The following is a 19,457-nucleotide window of genomic DNA, read 5'->3' on the forward strand; positions in this document are numbered from 1 at the left end:
CCGTGTGAACCAGGACCCGGCCCGGGAGGCTCCCGGGCGGTCCGTGCTGCCCGCGAAGCGATGAGCCGCCTCTTTCATCCTTCACGCATGCGCGGAGAACCACGTGTCGAATCCCTCGCCCGCTCACGGGCGCAGTCTGCTCTCCCTCGTCATCGCCGGCGCCGCCTGGGGCACCGCCGGTGCCGCCGCCTCGCTCCTCTACCTGGCCAGTGACCTCGGTCCGCTCGCCCTGACGTTCTGGCGCTGCGCGGGCGGCCTCGCCGTCCTGCTGGGTGTGCTCGCCGTACGCCGGGTCCACCGGGTCCGTCGCGTCCGCGGGGTCCGGCCCCGGGGCACGGCCGCCGCGCCCCGCCCCTCCGTACGCTCGCTCGTCGGAACGGGGCTGCTGTTCACGCTCTTCCAGGCCGCGTACTTCGCCGCCGTGCAGGAGACCGGCCTCGCCGTCGGCACGGTGGTCACCCTCGGCGCAGGGCCGGTGCTGATCGCCGTCGGGGCCTGGTACCGGATGGGCGAGCGGCTCGGCGCGGGCGGTGTGGCCGCCGTCGCCGGGGCCCTCGCCGGGCTCGCCGTGCTCGTCCTCGGCGGCGAGTCCGGGGAGGTCCGGCCGCTCGGTGTCGGCTGGGCCCTGGCCTCGGCAGCCGGGTACGCCGGGATGACCCTGCGGGCCCGCGCACTCGGGCGGCGCGGGGCGGCCGGCGACCCGCTGGTCACCACCGCCTGGTCGGCCGGGGTGGGGGCGCTGTGCCTGCTGCCGCTCGCCGCGGTGGAGGGGCTGCTGCCGCACACCGCGGAGCCGGCGAGGGTGCTGTGGCTGCTGGTGTACGTCGCCACCGTGCCCACGGCGCTCGCGTACGCCCTGTACTTCACGGGGGCGGCGGCGGTGCGGGCCGCGACGGTGTCGGTGATCATGCTGATCGAGCCGGTCAGCGCGGCGGTGATCGCCGTGCTCGTGCTCGGGGAGCGGCTGACCGGTGCGGTGGTGCTCGGCACCGTACTGCTGCTGAGTGCGGTGGGCGGGCTGATCGTCGCCGAGGCGCGGCGGCCGGCGGGCGGTGGGCTCGCCGATGGCGGTCCCGCGGGCGGTCTCCCCACTGACGGTCTGCCCGCGGGCGGTGTGCCCGCGGCCGGCGAGGCGGGGCGCGACCGGCCGGCGGACGGCGGGGCGGCCGCTGCCGGGCCCGCCGCCGCACCGGCTCAGAGCGCCGCGAGGTAGCCCGGGGCGGCGATCCCGGGGGCCAGGCCGTCGGCCGGCACGGGGGTTCCGTGCACCGGCGCGACCGGGACCACCCCCGACCAGTAGGGCAGGTCCAGGTCCTCGGGGTCGTCGTTCGGGCCGCCGGTCCGCAGCTTCGCGGACACCTCCGCCAGGTCCAGGCGGATCACGGCGGTCGCGGCGAGTTCCCTCCCGTTCGCGGGCCGGCAGTCGGCCGAGCGGCCCGGCACCACGTGGTCCACCAGGGCGTCCAGCGCCATGCGGCGCTCGTCCTCGTCGGTCACCTGGTAGGCGGTGCCGTGCACGATCACCGAGCGGTAGTTGATCGAGTGGTGGAACGCCGAGCGCGCCAGCACCAGGCCGTCCACGTGCGTCACGGTCAGGCAGACCGGCAGTCCCGGGTCGCCCTGGCCCGCGGCGAGCAGCGGGCGAGAGCCGGTGGAGCCGTGGACGTACAGGGTCTCGCCGACCCGTGCGTACAGCGTCGGCAGGACCACCGGCGCGCCGTCGCGGACGAAGCCGAGGTGGCAGACGTAGGCCTGGTCGAGCACCGCGTGGACGGTCGCGCGGTCGTAGCGCGCCCGCTCGCGGGAGCGGCTCGGGATGGTGCGGCCGGTGGGCTCGTAGGCGCCCGTCGGCATGGCCGGCATGGTCGGCTCGGCCGACCCGGCGGTCTCGGTGGTCTCGGCGGTCCCGGTGGTCTCGACGGTCTGGACGGTCTCGGGCGTGGCGGTCATGGCGCCCTCCATTGAACTAGTGCATAATCGGCTTTGTGCTAGGAGAGTATCGGATCACAGGCCGCCGCGCATCGGACATCGCAGCCAGCGTGGAGACGGGCGTCGGGTCGGGCGCGCTCCCGCCCGGAACGCTGCTGCCGCCGCTGCGGGAGCTCGCCGGTGTGCTGGGGGTGAACGCGAACACCGTGGCCGCCGCCTACCGCACGCTGCGCGAGCGCGGGGTCATCGAGACCGACGGGCGGCGCGGCAGCCGGGTCCGGGGCAGGCCGGCCACCGCCCCGCGGGACGAGCTGCGGCTCCCCGCCATGCCGCCGGGCACGCGCGACGTCGCCACCGGCAATCCGGACGTGCGGCTGCTGCCGCCGCTGGACGCCGCGCTGGCCGCGGCCGCGGCGCGCCACGCGCGGCAGCCGACCCTGTACGGGCAGGACCCGGTCGCGCCGGAGCTGGCGCGGCCGGCCCGCGCCGGGCTCGACGCGGACGGGGTGCCGGACGGCCCGGTGGCGGTCACCTCGGGCGCGCTCGACGGGATCGAGCGCGTGCTGAACGCGCACCTGCGCCCCGGGGACGCCGTCGCCCTCGAAGACCCGGGCTGGGGGAGCGTGCTGGACCTGGTGGCGGCGCTGGGCCTGCGGGTGGAGCCGGTGGCCGTGGACGACGACGGGCCGTCGGCCGCGGGCGTGGAGCAGGCGCTGCAGCGGGGGGCGCGGGCGCTGGTGGTGACCTCCCGGGCGCAGAACCCGACCGGAGCCGCCGTGAGCGCGCGGCGCGCGCAGGAACTGCGGGCGCTGCTGGCGGGCCACCCCGAGGTGCTGGTGGTCGACGACGACCACGGGCACGGCATCGTCGACGTGCCGCTGCACCCGCTCGGCGGGGTGACCCGGCATTGGGCGCTGGTGCGGTCCACGGCGAAGGCGTACGGGCCGGACCTGCGGCTGGCCGTGCTGACCGGCGACGACGTGACCCTGGACCGGGTGCGCGGGCGCCAGCGGCTCGGGCCGGGGTGGGTGAGCCGGGTGCTCCAGTACGCGGTGGCGGACCTGTGGTCCTCGGGTCTGGTCGACCCGGTGGCGGTGGCGCGCTCGTACGGGGAGCGGCGGGACGCCCTGGTCGCGGCCCTGGCGGAGCGCGGGGTACGGGCGCACGGGCGCAGCGGGATGAACGTGTGGGTGCCCGTCGCCGACGAGACGGGTGTGGCGACGCGGATGCTGGCGGCCGGCTGGGCGGTGGCGCCGGGCAGCCGGTTCCGGGTGCAGTCGGGGCCGGGCGTGCGGGTGACGGTGTCCGGGCTGGACGCCGCCGAGGTGGCCTCCCTCGCCGAGGCCCTCGCGGCGGCGGTACGCCCCGCCCCGGCCGCCCGCTTCGGCTGACCGGCCTGCCGGCCGACCGGCCGGACCCGGGCCGTCGGGCCGTCGGGGGCGGTCTGGCGGTCCGGGGCCGTCCGGGGCGGGGCCAGGTTATCCGGCCGGCCCCCGCCGGCCCGCGGTTTCATGACCGGACTGCCGGCGGGCTGTCGGCGGAGTGCTAGCGGCGGCGGGTCTGGGTGAGGGCCGCGCCGGCCAGGACGATCGCCGCGCCGACCGGGGTGTTCCAGTGGAGTTGCTCGCCCAGCAGCAGGACGCCCGCCGTGGTGGCGATGACCGGGATGAAGTACGTGACCATCTGGGCCGTGGTCGGGCCGACCTCCGCCACCAGCCCGTACTGCATCTGCAGGGCCATGCCCGTGCCGAGCGCGCCGAGGGCGATCACGGCCAGCGTCGGCCCCAGCGGCAGCCCCGTCGGCGCCGCCGTGAAGAGGGAGCTGACCAGCAGCAGTTGGAGCGTGGAGACCATCAGCTGCCCGGCGGTCAGGGCCACCGGGGAGCCCGGCACCGAGGCCAGGGTGCGGCGGACGTAGATCCAGCCGATGGGGTAGCAGAGCGAGGCCAGCAGGGCGAAGGCGGTGCCCTTGGCGTCGACGCCGGAGAAGCCCTGCCAGGCGCCGAGGACCGTCAGCACCCCGAGGAAGCCGAGGCCGAGCCCGGCGACGCGGCGCCGGGTCGGGCGGTCCTCGGACAGCGCCACGAGCGACAGCGCCATCCCCCACAGCGGGGAGGTGGCGTTGCAGATGCCCGCCAGGCCGGAGGGGATCGTCAGCTCCGCGTACGAGAAGAGCGAGAAGGGCAGCGTGTTGAGCAGCAGCGCCGCCACGGTGAGGTGGGCCCAGGTGCGCCGGCCCCGGGGGAGCGGTTCGCGCCGGAGCAGGAGCACCGCCAGCAGGGCCAGCGCCCCGAAGAACACCCGGCCCAGGGCGACGTGGAACGGGGCGTACCCCTGCGTGCCCACCTTGATCAGGAGGAAGCTGAAGCCCCAGACCACCGAGAGGAGCGCGAAGCGGAGGCGCCAGTCCACGAGGGCGGAGCGGGCGGTCCGGGCGAGCGGGGACGGCGACGGGTGGGCTGCGGCCTGGGACGAGGCGGGGCGGGGTGTGGCGGGTGCGCTCATGAGGAGTACTCTGCTCCGCTCAACTACGTAGGACAAGCGAGACTTCTTTGGGGTGACGGCGTAGCATCACTTACATGTTGAACCTGGAGCGCCTGCGCACCCTCGACGCCCTCGCCCGCCACGGCTCGGTCAGCGGTGCGGCCGACGGTCTGCACGTCACCACCTCCGCAGTGTCGCAGCAGATGGCGAAGCTGGAGCGCGAGGTCGGCCAGCCGCTGCTGGCCAAGAACGGGCGCGGGGTCCGGCTCACCGACGCCGGGCGGCTCCTCGCCGACCACGCGGCCCGGATCCTCTCCCAGGTGGAGGTGGCCCAGGCCGACGTCGAGGCCCAGCGCGGGTGCGCCGTCGGCGAGCTGCGGATCGGGGCGTTCCCCACCGGGATGCGCGGGCTGCTGCCCGGGACGCTGACCGCGCTGGCCGCCGCCCACCCCGGACTGCGGCCCCTGGTGCGCGAGCAGGAGCCGGAGGAGAGCATGGCGGCGGTCGTCCGGGGCGACCTCGATCTGGCCCTCGCCATCGACTGGCACAACAAGCGGATGCCGGTGCCGGCGGAGCTCGCCCGCGCCCACCTCCTCGACGACGCCTGCGACATCGCGGTGCCCGTCGGCCACCCGCTGGCCGACCGGGCGCGGATCTCCCTCGGAGAGTTCGCCGCCGACGAGTGGATCTCCTGGAACGAGGGCCAGTTCTGCCACGAATGGCTCGTCTACACCCTGCGCGGTCTCGGTGTGGAGCCCCGCATCCGGCACATCGCCGAGGAGCACCACACCCAGCTGGCCTTCGTCGAGGCCGGGCTCGGGGTGTGCGTGACCCCGCGGCTCGGCCGCGGGCCGGTCCCGCCCGGCGTGCGCCTGCTGCCCGTGTCCGATGCCGTCCGTCGGCACGTCTACGTGGTCTGGCGGGCCGACGCCGACCGGCGGCCGTCGATCCGGGCCGCCATCGACGCCCTCCGCGAGGTCGCCGCGGGGCTCTGACGGTCGCGGGGCTTTGACGCTCTGACACGGCGTACGGGCTTCGCTCGCGGCAGCCCCTGGAGCTCGCGGCAGCCCCTGGAGCTCGCGGCAGCCCCTAGAGCTTGCGGAAGTCCCAGGAGACGACCGCATCCGGGGTGAGGCGGATCCAGGCGTGGCGCCCGTCGTGCGGCATCTCGGCGATGCCGAAGTTCTTGGCCGGGAAGATCCGCTCCACCTCCGCCAGCTCCGGGCACGGCTCGCCCGTGCGCGGGGCCTCGCCGACGAAGACGGCACGGCCCGACAGCTCGACCCCGCGCAGCTCCCCGTACGCCTCGCCCGCGTCCACGACCACCGAGATCCGCGGGTCCCGGCGCAGGTCGGACCAGCGGCGGCTGCGCGTGATCGAGTACAGCCACAGCGAGGTGCCGTCCCAGGCGAACCACAGGGCGCCCACGTGCGGGCGGCCGTCCGGCGAGACGGTCGCCACCCGGCAGGTGCGCTGCCCGCGCAGGAAGGCGTCGACCTCCTCGTCCGTCATCATGACGCGGCGGCCCCGCCGCTGGGTCGAGCGTGCTGAGTCCATCGGTCCCGCACCCCTTCACATCTGACTGTATGTCAGGAATCATGCGGGCTCCGCGGCCGAGACGCCAGGGGGAGCCATGACGCAGTCCGATCCCGCGCCCGAACTCGATCCCGCCACCACCGTGCTGCTCACCGTCGAGTGCCAGAACGGGGTCGTCGGGGAGGAGAGCGCCCTGCCCGAGCTCGCGAAGGAGGCCCGGGACTCCGGGATGCTGGCGCGCGTGGCCGCGCTGGTCGACGCCGCGCACACGGCGGGCGTCCAGGTGCTGCATGCGGTGGCCGAGCGGCGGCCGGACGGGCTCGGGGCCAACACCAACGCCCGGCTGTTCCGGGCCGCGGGCCGGCTCCCGGTGCGCCAGCTGTCCGGGAGCGCGGCGGTCCGGATCGCGCCGCCCATCCGGGTCGCCGAGGGGGACCTCGTGGTACGCCGCCTGCACGGCCTCTCGCCGATGGCCGGGACCGACGTGGACGCCCTGCTGCGCAACCTCGGCGTCCGCACCCTCGTCGTCGCCGGCGTCTCCTCCAACATCGCGATCCCGAACACCGTCTTCGACGCCGTCAACCTCGGCTACCGGGTCGTGGTCCCCGCCGACGCCATCGCCGGGGTGCCCGCCGCCTACACCGCGGAGGTGGTCCGCCACTCGCTCTCCCTGGTCGCCGAGCCGACCACCACCGCCGCGCTCGTATATGCGTGGGCTCCCCCGGGCTGACCGCCGTAACCTGGGCGGATGCTGTCCGAAGTGATCGCGACCCGCTACGTCACGCCCCTGCGTGAGGGCGGCTCGCTCCCGGGAATCGTCGAGGCCGACGACCTCGGTACCTACGTCATGAAATTCACCGGAGCCGGCCAGGGTCGCAAGACGCTGGTCGCCGAGGTCATCTGCGGCCGCCTGGCCCAGCGGCTGGGGCTGCGGGTGCCGCGCCTGGTGCAGATGCAGCTCGATCCCGTCATCGGGCTCGCCGAGCCCGACCAGGAGGTGCAGGAGCTGCTCAAGGCCAGCGGCGGCCTCAACCTCGGGATGGACTACCTGCCCGGGTCGATCGGCTTCGATCCGCTCGCCTACCAGGTCGATCCGGTCGAGGCCGGCCGCGTGGTCTGGTTCGACGCCCTCGTCAACAACGTCGACCGGTCCTGGCGCAACCCGAACATGCTGGTCTGGCACGGGAAGCTGTGGCTCATCGACCACGGCGCGACCATGATCTGGCACCACAACTGGCCCACCGCGCAGAGCGCCGCCGCCAAGCCCTACAACGCCTCCGACCACGCCCTGGCCCCCGTCGGCCCGGACTTCGCGGCGGCCGCCGCCGAGCTCGCACCCCTGGTCACCGAGGAGCTGCTGACCGAGGTGGCCGCCGACGTCCCCGACGCGTGGCTGGCCGACGAGCCCGGCTTCGACTCGGCCGACGCGGTGCGACGCGCCTACGTGGCGGCCCTGCTGCCCCGCGCGGCCGGGATCCACGAGAGGATCTCCATGGAGCCGCAGGTGAAGGCGGAGCAGAAGCCGCCGGGCTGGCTGACCGATCACCTCACCGAGTGGCCCCACAAGACCAGGAACAAGCAGAAGAGCGGCAACGAGTGACCAAGCGGGACGTGTTCGAGTACGCGCTGGTGCGCGTGGTGCCCCGGGTGGAGCGCGGCGAGTGCTTCAACGCGGGAGTGATCGTCTACTGCCGGGCGCGCTCGTACGTCGCCGCGCGCACCCACCTCGACGAGGCGAAGCTCCTCGCGCTGGACCCGGAGGCCGACGTGACCGGCGTACGGGCCGCCCTGCGCGGCGTGGAGGGCGTGTGCAGCGGCGGGGAGCAGGCCGGCCAGGCGGCGGGCGACGAACCGGGCCGCCGGTTCCGCTGGCTGATCGCGCCGCGCAGCACGGTGGTGCAGCCGGGGCCGGTGCACACCGGGCTGACGGCCGATCCCGAAGCCGAAGTGGAACGGCTGCTCGACCTGTTGGTGCGCTGATCCGTTCGACCCCGGGGGCCCCGGGCCCGGCGCCGTTGACACCGGGTGCCGGGGCTCCTAGCGTCTCCTCAGCTGAAGCTACTAAGCGGTTGCTCATCCCTGGGCGGCCGCCAAGAGGATTCCAAGGGCGAGGAGATCCAGCATGTCCACCACCGAGCAGCGCGTCGCCGTCGTGACCGGGGCGGCCCGGGGCATCGGCGCGGCCACCGCCGTGCGCCTGGCCGCCGAGGGCCGGGCGGTCGCCGTACTCGACCTCGACGAGGCGGCCTGCAAGGACACCGTCGAGGCCATCACGCGCATCGGCGGCAAGGCCCTGGCGGTCGGCTGCGACGTCTCGGACGCGGCGCAGGTGGAGGCGGCCGTCGAGCGTGTCGCGAGCGGGCTGGGCGCCCCGACCATCCTGGTCAACAACGCCGGTGTGCTGCGCGACAACCTGCTGTTCAAGATGAGCGACAGCGACTGGGACACCGTCATGAACGTCCACCTGCGCGGCGCGTTCCTGATGTCGAGGGCCTGTCAGAAGTACATGGTGGACGCCAAGTTCGGCCGCATCGTCAACCTGTCGAGCAGTTCGGCCCTCGGCAACCGCGGCCAGCTCAACTACTCCGCCGCCAAGGCGGGGTTGCAGGGCTTCACCAAGACCCTGGCCATCGAGCTCGGCAAGTTCGGGGTCACGGCCAACGCCGTCGCCCCCGGTTTCATCGCCACGGAGATGACCGCCCGGACGGCGGCCCGCGTCGGCATGGGCTTCGAGGAGTTCCAGGCCGCCGCGGCCACGCAGATCCCCGTCCAGCGGGTCGGGAACCCGGACGACATCGCCAACGCGATCGCGTTCTTCACGGGCGAGGCCGCGGGCTTCGTCTCGGGCCAGGTCCTGTACGTGGCCGGCGGCCCGCTCAACTGACGAGAGGCAGGTCACGGCCATGGCGTACGAAGGAACGGACAGCGGCAGGGTCGCGCTGATCACCGGCGCGAGCCGGGGCATCGGCTACGGCATCGCCGAGGCGCTGGTGGGCCGGGGCGACCGGGTGTGCATCACCGGCCGCAACGAGGAGGCGCTCAAGGAGGCCGTCGAGCGTCTCGGCGCGGACCGGGTGATCGGCGTCGCCGGCAAGGCGCACGACGCGGACCACCAGGTCGTCGCCGTCGAGCGCACGATGGAGGCCTTCGGACGGGTCGACTTCCTGATCAACAACGCGGGGACCAACCCGGTCTTCGGTCCGATCGCGGACCTGGACCTGAACGTCGCCCGCAAGGTCTTCGAGACCAACGTGATCTCCGCGCTCGGCTTCGCCCAGCGCACCTGGCACGCCTGGCAGAAGGACAACGGCGGCGCGATCGTGAACATCGCCTCGATCGCCGGCATCTCCGCCTCGCCCTTCATCGGCGCCTACGGGATGAGCAAGGCCGCCATGGTCAACCTCACCCTGCAGCTCGCGCACGAGATGGCGCCGGGGGTCCGGGTCAACGCGATCGCACCCGCGGTGGTCAAGACCAGGTTCGCGCAGGCGCTCTACGAGGGCCGGGAGGCGGAGGCCGCCGCGGCCTACCCGCTGGGGCGCCTGGGCGTTCCGGCCGACATCGGCGGAGCCGCGGCTTTTCTTACCTCCGCACAAGCGGAATGGATCACCGGTCAAACACTGGTCGTTGACGGAGGAATGTTCCTCAATGCCGGAGTCCACTGATCGATAATCGGACGTATTTGCCTCCCGACAGGAGGCAAATACGTATCGAACAGGCGCGAAATCGGTCAAGTGTCACACCAAACCTACCCATTGGATTTGTGACGCACTGCGCTAGGGTTTGCCGCACCCCTGGCAGATCGAGGAGCGTGCACGTGTCCAACCGGACCAGAAGCCTGCAGATCACTGCGGCCCTTGCGTCCATATCCCTGCTCGCCGGATGCGGCATGCTTTCCGACGACAGCAAAGACGCCGAGAAGAAGATCGTCGTCGGCACGACGAGCGCCCCGAGCACCCTCGATCCCGCCGCCGCATGGGACGGCTCCTGGGAGCTGTACCGCAACGTCTACCAGACCCTGCTGGCGTTCCCCACGGGCTCCTCCAAGCCCCAGCCGGACGCCGCCCAGAACTGCGAGTTCACCGACTCCGCGAACGAGTCGTACCGGTGCACCCTGCGCAAGGGCCTGAAGTTCTCCAACGGCGAGGTGCTCGACGCCAAGGCCGTCAAGTACTCCCTCGACCGGATCCGGACCATCGGCTCCAAGGTCGGCCCCAAGGACCTCTTCGGCAGCCTCGACAAGATCGAGACCCCCGACGCGCAGACCGTCGTCTTCCACCTGAAGACGCCCGACGCGACCTTCCCCTTCGTCCTCGGCTCGCCCGCCGCCTCGCTGGTCGCGCCCAAGGACTACCCGGCCGACAAGGTCCGCGAGGACGGCAAGGTCACCGGCTCCGGCCCGTACCTGCTCGAGTCCTACAAGGAGGGCAGCGAGGCCGTCCTCAACAAGAACACGACCTACACCGGTTTCGCGAGCCTGCGTAACGACGGCGTCACCATCCGCTACTTCGCCGACGCCTCCCAGATGGTCGCCGCGCTGAAGAACAAGGAGGTCGACGCCACCTACCGAGGCCTGTCGGCCCCGCAGATCAAGGAACTGCAGAGCCCCGCCGTCCACGCGCAGGGCGTCCAGGTCGTCGAGAACGTCGGCGCCGAGATCCGCTACCTGGTCTTCAACCCCCAGGACCCCAACGTCAACAAGCTCCCGGTGCGCCAGGCGATCGCCCAGGTCATCGACCGCGGGGCGATCGTCTCCAAGGTCTACCAGGGCACCGCCGAGCCGCTGTACTCGATGGTCCCCAAGGGGGTCGTGGGCCACAAGACGCCCTTCTACGACAAGTACGGCCAGGCCGACATCCCCAAGGCCAAGAAGATCCTCAAGGACGCCGGGATCAACCAGCAGGTCGAGCTGACCTTCTGGTACACCACCGACCGCTACGGCGCCTCCACGGCCGACGAGTTCACCGAGATCAAGCGCCAGCTGGACGAGAGCGGACTCTTCAAGGTCACCCTGCGCAGCCAGCCCTGGAAGACCTTCCAGGAGGGCTACAAGAACGGCCAGTACCCGGTCTTCGGCCGAGGCTGGTTCCCCGACTTCCCGGACCCGGACAACTTCATCGCGCCGTTCATCGGCAAGGAGAACGCGGTCGGTACCCCGTACGAGCCGACCGAGATCCTCACCGACCTGCTGCCCAAGTCCCGCCGCGAGGGCGACCGCGCCGCCGGCGTCCAGCAGTTCGAGCGCGCGCAGCAGATCTTCGCGGACGACGTCCGGCTGCTGCCGCTCTGGCAGGGCAAGCTGTACGTCGCCGCACGCGAGGACATCGCGGGCGCCGAGCGGGCGCTGGACCCGCAGACCGTCTTCCAGATGTGGGAGCTGTACCGCAAGACCAGCTGGTAGCCGCCTCCGCCGGGGTCTTCGGACCCCGGCGGGTGAAGCGTTGTCAGTGGGCACCGGTAGGTTCTGGAGCTGTCGCACCACGCAGTTGCGCAGACTTGTACTACCGGAGGTTGTCGCCGTGACCCAGATGCTGCCCGAGTCCTGGCTCCCCGTCCTCGGCGAGGAGCTGGAGCAGCCCTACTTCAAGGAGCTCACCGAGTTCGTCGAGAAGGAACGGGCGAACGGGCCGGTCTACCCGCCCCGCGAGCAGGTCTTCGCGGCCCTGGAGGCCACCCCCTTCGAGAAGGTGAAGGTCCTGGTCCTCGGCCAGGACCCGTACCACGGCGCCGGCCAGGGCCACGGCCTGTGCTTCTCCGTCCGGCCGGGCGTCAAGACGCCGCCCTCGCTGCGCAACATCTACAAGGAGATGCACGCGGAGCTCGGCACCCCCATCCCGGACAACGGCTACCTGATGCCGTGGGCCGAGCAGGGCGTCCTGCTGCTCAACGCGGTGCTCACCGTCCGCGAGGCCGAGCCCAACTCGCACAAGGGCAAGGGCTGGGAGAAGTTCACCGACGCGGTGATCCGCGCGGTGGCCGACCGCCCGGACCCGGCCGTCTTCGTGCTCTGGGGCGCGTACGCGCAGAAGAAGCTCCCGCTGATCGACGAGGAGCGGCACGTGGTCGTCAAGGGCGCCCACCCGTCCCCGCTGTCGGCCAAGAAGTTCTTCGGCTCCCGGCCCTTCACGCAGATCAACGAGGCCGTCGCCGCGCAGGGCCATGAGCCGATCGACTGGCGGATCCCGGACCTGGGCTGAGCGCCGACCGCGCCTCGGCGGCGCGGGCGGTACCTCCGGCTAGCGTCGTGACGACCGGACCGGAGCAGGTCCGGCAGACCGAGCCGGAGGCCGCGGTGACCGAGCAGCAGGAGGCGTCCGAGGACGCCGTCATGACCCGGATCGGCCAGGCGGTCATCCTGCTGCACGCCGGGGACCGCGAGGAGGCCCGCAACCGGCTCCGCGAGCTGTGGAGCGAGCTCGGCGAGGACGGCGCCGGCCTGCACCGGTGCACGCTCGCGCACTACATGGCCGACGCCCAGGACGACCCCGCCGACGAGCTGGCCTGGGACCTGCGCGCCCTTACCGCCGTCTGCGCGCCGCGGGACGGGCCGCAGGCGGAGCCGGGGGAGGGGGCGGGGGAGCAGCCGGAGGCGGAGCCCGCGGAGGGGCCGGAGGACCGGTCCGGGGACGGCGCCGGCGGCTCCGGAGGCCGGCCCTGTGTCCCGGAGGAGCCGGACCCGGCCGTGCGGGTGCTCTACCCCTCCCTGCACCTGAGCCTGGCCGCCGACTACCTCAAGCTCCAGCGGCCCGAGGAGGCGCGGATCCACTTGGCCCGCGCCCGGGCCGCCGCCGGCGTGCTCCCGGACGACGGGTACGGGTACGGCAACGGCGTACGGGCCGCCCTGGCGCGCCTGGAACGGCTGCTGGCCGGGGAACCCGGCGGGGGACTCCGGCCGTTCCCGGAGCAGCACCCCTGACAGCCGACGGGCCCGAGGCGCCCGCAGGAGGCCCCTGAGGCGTCCCGCGGGCCGTGCGGGCCCCTCCCCGGGCCGTGCGGGGCCTCCCGGGGCGTCCGGTCGGTCCGGCGCGGGCGGGAGCGTCAGCCGCCCTGGACGCCCGCGCAGATCCGGGCCTCCGGGCTGTCCGGGGCCCAGCGGCCGTGCGTGCGGCCCATCGCGCACACATCGGCGGGCCGCACGGGCAGCTTCTCCGCCAGCCCGCGTGCCACCCCGGGCTTCGGATCCGGCGGGTCGGGGCGGTTCGCCCTGCTGCCCGGGGCCGGCTTCGCCGCCGCGCGCGGCTCGGGAATGTCCGGAACCGGCGGCACCCCTCTCGGGGCCTTCCCGCCGGCCGCCTCCACCGCTGCCGCGGTCCCCGCCGAGGCCCCCGGTGCCGGGCCGCGGCCGACCGGGGCCGGGGCCGCGGGCCGCGCGGACTGCTGCGGCAGCGCCTTCAGCGCCTCCAGGGCGGGCGCCTGGACCTCCACCGGAGCCGCTTCCGGGCCCCCGCGCGGCTCGTGCCGCGGCAGGGCGCCCGTGGTTCCGGGAGCGCCCGCCGGCTGCATCGGGGCGGGGGCCACATTCACACAGCCGGACACCGCCGAGACGGCGCAGGCGACGGAGAGCAGCAGCTTCGTCGTGGTTCGGGTTGGGTGCACTCGCGCAACTCTGCTGGGCGAGGACCCCGTTGCGGAAACCCGGAGCCGATATTCACTCCGCACGGGTGACGCCGCGTCCTCCGGACACCTGCCGCCCGGACCCCTGTCAGACGCCCGCGGCGCCGTCGATCTGCTCGCGCAGCAGGTCCGCGTGGCCGTTGTGGCGGGCGTACTCCTCGATCATGTGCGTGTAGACCCAGCGCAGGCTGAACGCCTCGCCCCGGTGGTGGCTCTCCGGCTTCGACATCAGGTCCAGCGGACGGCCCGCCGCGGCCTCCCGGGCCCGTTCCACCTCGGTCCGCCACACCTGCTCCGCCTCGGCGAAGGTGTCCTGCGCGGTGAAGTGGAAGTCGCCGTCCCGGTCCTCCCGGGTGCTGTACAGGTCGGGCAGGTCCTCGCCCAGCATGATCTCCCGGAACCAGTACCGCTCCACCTCCGCCATGTGCCGGACGAGGCCCAGCAGGCTCAGTTCGGAGGGCGGCAGCGGCATGCGGCGCAGCTCCTCCTCCCCGAGGCCCTCGCACTTCCAGGCGAGGGTGGCGCGGTGGTAGTCCAGCCAGCCCTCCAGCATCGCGGGCTCGTCGGCGGAGGTGGAGGGCTCGGTGCGGTGGGAGCCCGAAGTCATCGTCATGGCCGCCGTCCTCGGGCCAACCGGCCGGTCTCCACCAGGGATTAACCGGTCTCCACCAGGGATTAAGCTGCGGGGGTCCCACAAGGAACCACCTGGAGGTCCGCGGTGAAGGTCGGCGTCATCGGACTGGGCGACATCGCCCGGAAGGCGTACCTGCCCGTCCTCACGGCCCGCCCCGGCCTGGAGCTGCACCTGCAGACCCGTACCCCCGCCACCCTGGAGCGGGTCGGGGAGAGCCACCACGTCCCGGCGGAGCGCCGCCACACCGACCTCGACGCCCTGCTGGCCGAGGGCCTCGGCGCGGCGTTCGTGCACGCCCCGACCGGCGTCCACCCCGAGATCGTCACCCGGCTGCTCCAGGCGGGCGTGCCGACGTACGTGGACAAGCCGCTGGCCTACGAGCTCGCCGACTCACGGCGCCTGGTGGATCTCGCGGAGGAGCGCGGGGTCCCGCTCGCCGTGGGCTTCAACCGCCGCCACGCGCCCGGCTACGCCCAGTGCGCCGAGCACCCCCGCGACCTGATCGTCCTGCAGAAGAACCGGGTGGGGCTGCCCGAGGACCCGCGGACCCTCGTCCTCGACGACTTCATCCACGTCGTGGACACCCTGCGCTTCCTGCTGCCCGGCGAGGCCGACCACATCGACGTCCGGGCCCGGGTGCGGGGCGGGCTGATGGACCAGGTCGTGCTCCAGATGTCCGGGCCCGGCTTCACCGCGCTCGGGATCATGAACCGGCGGTCCGGGTCGGCCGAGGAGATCCTCGAAGTGTCCGGGCAGGACACCAAGCGGCAGGTCGTGAACCTCGCCGAGGTCGTCGACCACCGCGGCCAGCCGACCGTGCGCCGCCGCGGGGACTGGGTGCCGGTCGCCCGCCAGCGCGGCATCGAGCAGGCCGTCGACGCCTTCCTGGAGGCCGTCGAGGCCGGGAAGGCGGTCAGCGCCCGGGACGCCCTGCTGACCCACGAGCTGTGCGAGCGGGTGGTGCTGGCCGCTCTGGAGCAGGCTTCCTGAGCCCCAGCGCACGGGTCCCCTCGACGGTGCAGTACACCGCGAGCAGCCCGAGGGCGACGCCCACCGGCCAGTCGCCGAAGCGGACGAAGGGCGTCGTCCCCCGGGCGAGCGGGACCTCGTACACCTGCGCCGTGCTCGCCGAGACGGGCAGCGGCGGGCCGGTCCGGGCGCCGTCCGGCCCGTACACGGAGCTGATGCCGGTCAGGGTGGCGTGCACCACCGGGCGGCCGGTCTCCGCGGCGCGCAGCGCGCCGAGCGAGGCGTGCTGCGCCGGGGCCCAGCTGGTCTGGAAGGTGGAGGTGGCCGACTGGGCGACGAGGAGGCCCGCCCCGTCGCGGACGAGGCGGCGGCTCATGTCGGGGAAGGCCGACTCGAAGCAGACCAGCGGGCCGATCCGCAGCCCGTCCGGCCCGCCCGGCAGGTCCATCAGCACGGGGGCCGCGCCGCGGCGCCGGTCCTCGCCCGCCGCCCTGCCGACCGAGGTGGCCCAGCCGAGCAGGGAGCGGGCCGGCACGTACTCGCCGAAGGGCACCAGGCGCATCTTGTCGTACCGGTCGCCGGTCGGGCCGCGCGGGCCGACGAGCACGGAGCTCTTGAAGATGCCGTCCCCACCGCCCCCGCCGCCGGCCGGGTGACCCTGCGCGGCCGCGGCCGCCGGGCGGGGGGCCGCCGGCTGCCGGGCGTCGACGTTCACCAGCAGCGGAGCCCCCACCTCCGCGGACAGCGCGGCCAGCCGCCGCGACAGGTCCGGGCGGGCCGCCAGGTCCGCGCCGACGCTGCTCTCCCCCCACACCACCAGGTCCACCGGCCGGCCGGCCAGCGTCCGCGTCAGCCGCTCCCCGGCGGCGAAGCGCCGCTCCGTGCTGTCGGGGCCGTCCGCCACCGGGCCCGGCTGGACGACGGCCACCCGCAGCAGGCCCGAGCCCCCCGAGACCTCGGCCCGCGGCAGCCACAGCCACACCGCCCCCGTCAGCACCGCGCACCCCGCCATCCCGGCCACCGCCGGGACCCGGGCCCGCGGAACCGCGATCAGCAGCACCACCGCGCAGTTCACCGCCACCACCAGCAGACTCACCAGCCACACCCCGCCCAGCGAGGCGAGCCGCAGCACCGGCGGCACCTGCCACTGGCTCGCCCCCAGCAGCCCCCACGGCCCGCCCAGCCCCTGCCAGGACCGGGCCAGCTCCGACAGCAGCCAGCCCGCGGGGACGAGCACCATCGCCGCGACCGCCCGGCCCGGCCCCGGGGACCCGCCGAGGAGCTCGCGCACGAGCAGCGCCCAGGGGATCCAGAGCAGGCCGAGCAGGGCCGCGACGGGCAGCAGGAACACGTGCAGGCTGGGCAGCAGCCAGTGGTGGACGGCCACGATGAACCCGGCGCCGCCCAGCCAGCCCTCCCAGGCCGCCCGCCGCCCGGTCGGGGCCGACCTCAGCAGCAGCATCCAGGGCACGAGGGCGACGTACGCCCACCACCACAGCGCGGGTGCGGGGAAGGCGAGGCACGGCAGTGCCCCGGCGGCGGCCGCGGCGGCCGCACGCCAGAGCCGGGTACGCCTGGGGACCGTGACCACCCGCGGGACCGTGACCATGAGCGCCTCCGCTTCCAGTGTGGGACAGGGCCGTAGCGGCCGCTCAGGCGGAGAGGTGGCGCCACTTCTCGTGCACGGTGACCCGGGTCAGCCGCCAGCCGGCGAGGGCGGTGCGGGCCAGGACGAAGGTGTAGCGGCCGGCAGCGGCGAAGTTCGGGGCGGTCGCCGGCCCTCCGGCGCCGCCGCCGTCGAGCCGCATCGGGTTGACGAAGTCGGCCAGGACCTCGGCCCGGTCGGCGGCCCAGCCGCCGCCTTCGCCCAGCCGGATCAGCCGGTTGACGATCAGGTGCTGGCGCACCGGGAAGAGCTGCATGGCCTCGGCGAGCCAGTCGGCCACCTCCTCGGCCGGGCCCTCGATCCCGCCGGCCGAGCTGTAGTCGGCGCGCCCGCCGGGCGCGAAGAGCGCCCGGTACGCTGGCCAGTCGCCGTCGTCGACGGCCCTCGCGTACCCCGTGACCACCTCGTCGATCGCCAGCCGGTCCATGACCGAGGCGAGATCCACACGCTGCGTCATCGGGTCAGTGTGGGGGCGGCGGGCGGCCAGGCCAAGGGGCGTGCGTCGGCCAGTCCGGACGGGCCGCAGGCAGGGGCCGGAAGGTCAGTGGCCCGAATACGGCTCGCGCTGCCGGACGACGACCAGGAACGCGTCACTGGCCAGGTCCATCACCACCTCCGCGGGTACGCCCTCGCGCATCCGCTGGGCGGCGTACTCCTCGGCGGGCCAGCTTCCCCTCGGGCTCCCCGCCGGGAACCGCTCCAGCACCACTCGTCCCATGGGGCACCCCCTGCTGCTCGGTTTCGGGACTCCGACACTCTTCGGGCACAACGACGCGAAGGCCGCCCGGGAACGTTCCCGGGCGGCCTGGCGGTTCACGCGAAGCGGTGAGCGGGCGGGCGTCCTAGCCCGCGGACCGGGCGTCCTAGCCCGCGGACTCGGCGGCGTGCGGGCTCAGCACGCCCATGCCGACGAGGACGAAGAGCAGGATGCCCAGCAGGATGCGGTAGATCACGAACGGCATGAAGCTCTTGGTGGTGATGAACTTCATGAACCAGGCGATGACGGCGTAGCCGACGGCGAAGGCGATGACCGTCGCGAAGATCGTCTGGCCCCAGGAGACGGGTCCCTCGCCGATGTGCTTCAGCTCCAGCCCGCCGGAGGCCAGGACGGCCGGGATGGCGAGGAGGAAGGAGTAGCGGGCGGCGGCCTCGCGGGTGAAGCCCATCAGCAGACCGCCGGAGATCGTCGCACCGGACCGGGAGACACCCGGGACCAGCGCCATCGCCTGGCACACACCGAAGATCAGGCCGTCCCTGACGCCCAGCTCCCGCAGGGTCTTGCGCTCCCGCACGGCGCGGTGCCGGCCGCCCTCCTCGTCCCGGGCCGCCAGCCGGTCGGCGACACCGAGGACGACACCCATGACGATCAGGGTGGTGGCGGTCAGCCGCAGGTCGCGGAAGGGACCCTCGATCTGGTCCTTGAACAGCAGGCCCAGCACGCCGATCGGGACCGAGCCGATGATCACCAGCCAGCCCATCTTGGCGTCCTGGTCCGCACGCAGCGACTTCGTGTACAGCGAGCGGAACCAGGTGGAGACGATCTTCGCGATGTCCTTGCGGAAGTAGATCAGCACGGCGGCCTCGGTGCCGATCTGCGTGATCGCCGTGAAGGCCGCGCCCGGGTCCTCCCAGCCGGCGAATGCCGCGGTCAGCCGGAGATGGGCGCTGGAGGAGATCGGGAGGAACTCCGTAAGCCCCTGGACGAGACCGAGGATTAGGGATTCGAACCAGCTCATGTCGGGGTGCGCTCGTCCTTGTCGTCGTCGGGCAGTTCGGGTCCGATGCTAGGGCCCGTGGGAGGCTGCTCCGACCACAGGGGGACGCTCGTGCAGGGCCTCCGGGGCCGCGGGTCGCGCCGGGCGGGCGAGCCGGTGCCGCTTGCGCCATCCGACCACGGCGGCCGCCACCAGGGACGCTGCGATGAAGCCGAACGAGACGAGGAAGGCGGGCGATCCCGGCGTCGAGGCGGTGGCCCCGGCGACGACGTACGCCGCGGTGTTCGGCACGACACCGATGCCGGTGGCGGCCAGGAACGGCAGCCAGCCGCAGCGGGACACCGCGGCACAGTAGTTGGCGGCTGCGAACGGCAGCCCGGGGAAGATGCGCACCGCCAGTATCGAGCGGAAGCCGTGCCGGGCCAGCTGGTCGTCGGCCGCCAGCAGCCAGCGCCCGCGCAGCAGCGGGCGCAGCGCGTCCCGGCCCATGGCCCGGCCCAGGCCGAAGGAGATCCCGGCGCCCAGGACGGAGCCGGCCACCGCGGCGGCCAGGCCGAACGGGATGCCGAACACGGCCCCCGCGGCCAGGTTCAGCAGCGGCCGCGGCGCGAGGGCTGCCGTGCCCAGACCGTACGCGCCTGCGAACAACAGCGCCGCCAACCCCACCGGCAGCCCGGGGGGCCACCCCTCCGACAGGATGCGCTGCGGCTCGAACAGCAGCATGCACACGCCGGACGTGAGCAGCAGCACGGCGAGGAGCGACAGCCGGGTCCACGGCGCCAGGAGGAGGGACATCCGGGGAGGGTATCCGACGTATGCGGCGCCCCGCCGTAATCCAGGCCTCATGGGGAGGAACGGCCGGCCTCCGCGGCGGGCCCGGCGGGGCGCCCCCCGGGTCCCGGCCGTCCCG

At 73.9% G+C, this 19,457-nt stretch carries 22 protein-coding genes; 12 read left to right on the plus strand and 10 right to left on the minus strand.

Going from position 1 to position 19,457, the window contains the following annotated elements; genetic code table 11:
- Nucleotides 1-103: 103 nt before the first annotated feature.
- Nucleotides 104-1,213 (plus strand): DMT family transporter, encoded by a 1,110-nt coding sequence (locus ACIQUT_RS08165; protein ID WP_403560686.1) that lies wholly within the window; start codon nt 104-106, stop codon nt 1,211-1,213.
- Here the strand turns inward: ACIQUT_RS08165 and ACIQUT_RS08170 are convergent.
- On the minus strand, nt 1,195-1,863 hold the full coding sequence (locus ACIQUT_RS08170) for a pyridoxamine 5'-phosphate oxidase family protein (protein ID WP_403561627.1): 669 nt from the start codon (nt 1,861-1,863) through the stop codon (nt 1,195-1,197). The two genes, ACIQUT_RS08165 and ACIQUT_RS08170, sit on opposite strands and share 19 nt — an antisense overlap.
- Before the next feature lie 122 nt (nt 1,864-1,985).
- Here ACIQUT_RS08170 and ACIQUT_RS08175 point away from each other — a divergent pair, with 122 nt between their 5' ends.
- A complete protein-coding gene (locus ACIQUT_RS08175) occupies nt 1,986-3,320 on the plus strand; it encodes an aminotransferase class I/II-fold pyridoxal phosphate-dependent enzyme (RefSeq protein ID WP_403560688.1) in 1,335 nt (444 codons plus the stop codon).
- A gap of 154 nt (nt 3,321-3,474) precedes the next feature.
- Here the strand turns inward: ACIQUT_RS08175 and ACIQUT_RS08180 are convergent, their stop codons facing one another.
- Nucleotides 3,475-4,434: a DMT family transporter gene (locus tag ACIQUT_RS08180; RefSeq protein WP_403560690.1), complete on the minus strand. Its 960-nt coding sequence runs from the start codon at nt 4,432-4,434 to the stop codon at nt 3,475-3,477.
- Between the two features lie 74 nt (nt 4,435-4,508).
- Here ACIQUT_RS08180 and ACIQUT_RS08185 point away from each other — a divergent pair, with 74 nt between their 5' ends.
- Nucleotides 4,509-5,408 carry a LysR substrate-binding domain-containing protein gene (locus ACIQUT_RS08185; RefSeq protein WP_403560692.1) on the plus strand — a complete coding sequence of 300 codons (900 nt, stop codon included), beginning with the start codon at nt 4,509-4,511 and terminating at the stop codon, nt 5,406-5,408.
- A gap of 94 nt (nt 5,409-5,502) precedes the next feature.
- Here ACIQUT_RS08185 and ACIQUT_RS08190 read toward each other — a convergent pair whose 3' ends face one another.
- Nucleotides 5,503-5,970, minus strand: a complete 468-nt coding sequence (locus tag ACIQUT_RS08190) for a pyridoxamine 5'-phosphate oxidase family protein (protein ID WP_403560694.1) — start codon at nt 5,968-5,970, stop codon at nt 5,503-5,505.
- 76 nt (nt 5,971-6,046) lie between these two features.
- Between ACIQUT_RS08190 and ACIQUT_RS08195 the strand changes: the two genes are divergently transcribed.
- The 8 genes from ACIQUT_RS08195 (at nt 6,047) to ACIQUT_RS08230 (ending at nt 12,865) form a co-directional block, all read left to right on the plus strand.
- Nucleotides 6,047-6,679 (plus strand): cysteine hydrolase, encoded by a 633-nt coding sequence (locus ACIQUT_RS08195; protein ID WP_403560696.1) that lies wholly within the window; start codon nt 6,047-6,049, stop codon nt 6,677-6,679.
- Nucleotides 6,680-6,697: 18 nt separating this feature from the next.
- The gene (locus tag ACIQUT_RS08200) at nt 6,698-7,549 is read left to right on the plus strand and encodes a HipA family kinase (RefSeq protein WP_403560698.1); all 852 of its coding nucleotides are present in this window, start codon (nt 6,698-6,700) and stop codon (nt 7,547-7,549) included.
- Nucleotides 7,546-7,929 carry a DUF3037 domain-containing protein gene (locus tag ACIQUT_RS08205; RefSeq protein ID WP_179174794.1) on the plus strand — a complete coding sequence of 128 codons (384 nt, stop codon included), beginning with the start codon at nt 7,546-7,548 and terminating at the stop codon, nt 7,927-7,929. Before ACIQUT_RS08200 ends, ACIQUT_RS08205 begins: the two co-directional genes overlap by 4 nt.
- 142 nt (nt 7,930-8,071) lie before the next feature.
- A complete protein-coding gene (gene fabG / locus ACIQUT_RS08210) occupies nt 8,072-8,833 on the plus strand; it encodes a 3-oxoacyl-ACP reductase FabG (RefSeq protein WP_403560700.1) in 762 nt (253 codons plus the stop codon).
- 19 nt (nt 8,834-8,852) lie between these two features.
- Complete coding sequence (locus tag ACIQUT_RS08215; protein ID WP_403560702.1) at nt 8,853-9,614, plus strand: SDR family oxidoreductase; 762 nt, start codon at nt 8,853-8,855, stop codon at nt 9,612-9,614.
- A 146-nt stretch (nt 9,615-9,760) separates the two neighbouring features.
- Nucleotides 9,761-11,350 (plus strand): ABC transporter substrate-binding protein, encoded by a 1,590-nt coding sequence (locus tag ACIQUT_RS08220; RefSeq protein ID WP_403560704.1) that lies wholly within the window; start codon nt 9,761-9,763, stop codon nt 11,348-11,350.
- A 127-nt stretch (nt 11,351-11,477) separates the two neighbouring features.
- Nucleotides 11,478-12,146 (plus strand): uracil-DNA glycosylase, encoded by a 669-nt coding sequence (locus ACIQUT_RS08225; RefSeq protein ID WP_403561629.1) that lies wholly within the window; start codon nt 11,478-11,480, stop codon nt 12,144-12,146.
- A 95-nt stretch (nt 12,147-12,241) separates the two neighbouring features.
- A complete protein-coding gene (locus tag ACIQUT_RS08230) occupies nt 12,242-12,865 on the plus strand; it encodes a hypothetical protein (protein ID WP_403561630.1) in 624 nt (207 codons plus the stop codon).
- Nucleotides 12,866-12,987: 122 nt separating this feature from the next.
- On the opposite strand, the gene ACIQUT_RS08235 is transcribed toward ACIQUT_RS08230, so the two are convergent.
- Entirely contained in the window at nt 12,988-13,545 is a 558-nt protein-coding gene (locus ACIQUT_RS08235; RefSeq protein ID WP_403560706.1) for a hypothetical protein, read from the minus strand.
- Between the two features lie 106 nt (nt 13,546-13,651).
- Entirely contained in the window at nt 13,652-14,176 is a 525-nt protein-coding gene (locus ACIQUT_RS08240) for a DinB family protein (RefSeq protein ID WP_403560708.1), read from the minus strand.
- A 105-nt stretch (nt 14,177-14,281) separates the two neighbouring features.
- Here ACIQUT_RS08240 and ACIQUT_RS08245 point away from each other — a divergent pair, with 105 nt between their 5' ends.
- Complete coding sequence (locus ACIQUT_RS08245) at nt 14,282-15,187, plus strand: Gfo/Idh/MocA family protein (RefSeq protein WP_403560710.1); 906 nt, start codon at nt 14,282-14,284, stop codon at nt 15,185-15,187.
- On the opposite strand, the gene lnt is transcribed toward ACIQUT_RS08245, so the two are convergent.
- The 5 genes from lnt to ACIQUT_RS08270 all read right to left on the minus strand — a co-directional run bounded on the left by lnt (nt 15,111) and on the right by ACIQUT_RS08270 (nt 19,342).
- Complete coding sequence (gene lnt / locus ACIQUT_RS08250; RefSeq protein ID WP_403560712.1) at nt 15,111-16,775, minus strand: apolipoprotein N-acyltransferase; 1,665 nt, start codon at nt 16,773-16,775, stop codon at nt 15,111-15,113. The two genes, ACIQUT_RS08245 and lnt, sit on opposite strands and share 77 nt — an antisense overlap.
- Before the next feature lie 43 nt (nt 16,776-16,818).
- The gene (locus ACIQUT_RS08255; RefSeq protein ID WP_403560714.1) at nt 16,819-17,289 is read right to left on the minus strand and encodes a nuclear transport factor 2 family protein; all 471 of its coding nucleotides are present in this window, start codon (nt 17,287-17,289) and stop codon (nt 16,819-16,821) included.
- 84 nt (nt 17,290-17,373) lie between these two features.
- On the minus strand, nt 17,374-17,550 hold the full coding sequence (locus ACIQUT_RS08260; RefSeq protein ID WP_360637197.1) for a hypothetical protein: 177 nt from the start codon (nt 17,548-17,550) through the stop codon (nt 17,374-17,376).
- A gap of 145 nt (nt 17,551-17,695) precedes the next feature.
- A complete protein-coding gene (locus tag ACIQUT_RS08265; protein ID WP_403560716.1) occupies nt 17,696-18,568 on the minus strand; it encodes an undecaprenyl-diphosphate phosphatase in 873 nt (290 codons plus the stop codon).
- A 48-nt stretch (nt 18,569-18,616) separates the two neighbouring features.
- Nucleotides 18,617-19,342, minus strand: coding sequence for a TVP38/TMEM64 family protein (locus ACIQUT_RS08270; RefSeq protein WP_403560718.1), 726 nt, complete (start codon nt 19,340-19,342; stop codon nt 18,617-18,619).
- Between the last annotated feature and the right edge of the window lie 115 nt (nt 19,343-19,457).

This window comes from Streptomyces sp. NPDC090445, assembly GCF_044769385.1.
In the GTDB taxonomy this organism is placed as follows: Bacteria; Actinomycetota; Actinomycetes; order Streptomycetales; family Streptomycetaceae; genus Streptomyces.